The following is a 2,500-nucleotide window of genomic DNA, read 5'->3' as shown; positions in this document are numbered from 1 at the left end:
CCACAATGGGGAATGGAAAGAGGACTGATTTCGAAAATCCGACTCACTTCCACGGTTATGGAAGAATTAAACGAAAAAACAATTCCGGCCGATGCACAACTCGAAGCGACCGTAGATAGGATAAGCCGAATTCTTCTCGGACAGAAGATCATGTTATTTATTTACGGATTTTTAATATTTCTTTCCATTACTTCCTTTTTAACCCTTTATTATAAAGCGTGGTTTTATACGTATTTAAATAGAAGTTTGTATTTGATTTCTATTCTTCCCGTTTTAATGTCTCTCCAACATCCCCTGAGAAGTATATCACAAACTCCCGTAATCGGAGCAATTTCATCCATTTTTCTGTTCGTATTAACGATTTTATTAATCTATATGCTTTTTGTGATCTCGAAAGTTTACGAAGACAAAGCTGATCGCTTCAACGTTTTTAAAACTATACAAGACGGAGAGGAGAGGGAATTTCAATCCGCGTCTTCTTCGAGAATTTCGTGGGTTCCCATGTTGTTTCATTTTGTGGGAATCATGCTGGCGGGAATCCTTCTGGGAAATTTGGTTTACATTCCAATCTTTCTTCTACAAAAACATTACTCGTTTGAATTCGGAATTCTTCTAATTTCCTTACTTTTTTTTATGATGTTGTTTTACATTCGTAATTACTTCAGAATGGGAAAGAACAACGAGTTAACTTCGGCCGGAAATATTACGTTATCTGTAAGTTATCTTCAATTTAGGGTGATCCGAAATACGATCTTTATTGTATTCGCAGTCGTAGGAGTTACTCTTTTTGTAGTTCTTCTTTTTACGATTTTATCGATAAATACTTGGATTCTCGACTTTGCTTCAAGTAAAGGGCTATAGGAAACAAATTGTTTTTTGCATATTAATTTTGAAAAATTCCAGAATTTTTCGGAATTAGGTCATTTAGAAACGCTTTTGAATCGAAAAAAATCACCTTGATTCTATAACTTCTGTCGATCGTTTTAAAAGAACGTGAATTCGACGTAGTCAACCATCCTAATATTTCCGCAAAAATAAAATGTGAAAACTTCCATATTTCAGAGTTATGTTTAAATGGTCATGTTTATGCCTGGAGTTGGAACGATTATATCTTGGCGATTATGAACCACATGGTAATTGTAAAAGATTTTCTCGAACAAACAAGTAGCTACTATACAGCTTGACTCTCAGAATTGATATTTCTGGAGACACCGTTCGTTATGGAAAAATCGTAAATCGAGATTGTAATTCGATTAAAGGATGATCGTTCAAGCAGTGCCTGGAGTCTGGTTCATTGTCAGCATAACGGAAAAATAAAAGAATTATACGAAAAGTTATGTGCTGAAAAAATGTGAGTTCGATATAAGAAAGTTTGAGTGAATGGCTCGCACGCTGAAACTAAAGTGCTGTTTTTACGGATCGCAGCATAATCGCTTTCGCATTTGTTATGTCGAACTCACTTTAAAAAAGAAAAAAATTGCTCATCGCTGCTTTACATAAAATGATCCGAGTTTTTTATGTAGTGATCCAACGGGCGAACTTTTGACTCTATGCCCAAAAAAATGTTAAATCGAAAATTAGCTCAATCTGGTCTTATATAAAAAAATAAAGGAGGACTGACACAAGACACATAGGAGAGTTCCTTGTATCAATTAATTGTTTGGACTTATTTTATAAATTATGTTCCAAAGATGCTGAAAAAAATTGAAGCTCCATCTCAGATTTTTTCAAACTGATTCTAATCATTATTCGTTGTAAATTTTCTATATATATATCAAAAGTTTTCAAATTATAGCAATATAATCTCCATTTATTTATTTTAATTACCACTTGACACTTTATTGTGCACCGCATAATTTTGGTTTATTCTCAGTACAGAAAAACAGAGGAAAAAAGCTTATGGAAAAAGAAATCAAGGAAGCGCTTAACTTTGCAATTGGAGCTGCAAAATCACTCCGCGAGCAAGCTGATAGCATTCTCCTGAAAGTTGAAAAAGAATTCAAGGAACTTGCCTCCAAAGGAGCACAAGATCAATCTGAGGTTGCAAAAAACCTTAGAAAATATATAGAAGACGCTCTTCATTCAGTTGAAGGTGTAGCAGTACAAGTCAACTCGAAGGTAGAAGAAGTTAAATCAAAAGTTAGTCAAAGTGTTTCATCCACGAAGATCCCTTTGAACGGATCTTCAAAACCGAAAGAAACCGCGGCTAAACACTAATTGTTTTCCTTCCTGTGTTTTATGTTTTAGATACAGGAAGGATTTTATCATTTTCAGACGTTAAAAACCCTTAAGAATCAATTTCGTTTGATAAATCCGGAGCGGAAGCAAGACTTAATCTTTGAACCAATCTTTCTTGTGCGGAATTTTTTTTCTCTTCCATCGAGATTTCAAAAGAAGTATTCATCATTGCCACATTTCGATCGATTTTTCTTTGAATTAGCCGTTTTAAAAGTTCTTTCTTGGATTGAAACAACTCCTGGATAGAAATTCCTTTTTGAGA

3 protein-coding genes (2 of these 3 running past the window's edge) are annotated in these 2,500 nt (G+C 34.3%); 2 read left to right on the top strand and 1 reads right to left on the bottom strand.

The window, feature by feature from the left end:
• A protein-coding gene (locus CLV95_RS08355; protein ID WP_002744818.1) for an LIC_10230 family protein crosses the window boundary here: on the top strand, nucleotides 1–861 show its 3' portion. It extends 144 nt beyond the left edge of the window; 861 of the gene's 1,005 nt are visible here — the last part of the coding sequence; its start codon lies beyond the left edge, outside the window; it ends in the stop codon at nucleotides 859–861.
• A gap of 1,038 nt (nucleotides 862–1,899) precedes the next feature.
• Nucleotides 1,900–2,217: a phasin-related domain-containing protein gene (locus CLV95_RS08350; protein WP_002735067.1), complete on the top strand. Its 318-nt coding sequence runs from the start codon at nucleotides 1,900–1,902 to the stop codon at nucleotides 2,215–2,217.
• 70 nt (nucleotides 2,218–2,287) lie between these two features.
• Here the strand turns inward: CLV95_RS08350 and CLV95_RS08345 are convergent, their stop codons facing one another.
• A protein-coding gene (locus CLV95_RS08345) for a hypothetical protein (protein WP_016757368.1) crosses the window boundary here: on the bottom strand, nucleotides 2,288–2,500 show its 3' portion. Its footprint extends 474 nt past the window's final position; the window shows 213 of its 687 coding nt (coding positions 475–687); the start codon falls outside the window, past its right edge; it ends in the stop codon at nucleotides 2,288–2,290.

It is taken from the genome of Leptospira borgpetersenii serovar Javanica (assembly GCF_003046425.1).
GTDB lineage: Bacteria > Spirochaetota > Leptospiria > Leptospirales > Leptospiraceae > Leptospira > Leptospira borgpetersenii.
This window is presented reverse-complemented; position numbering and strand designations above follow the sequence as displayed.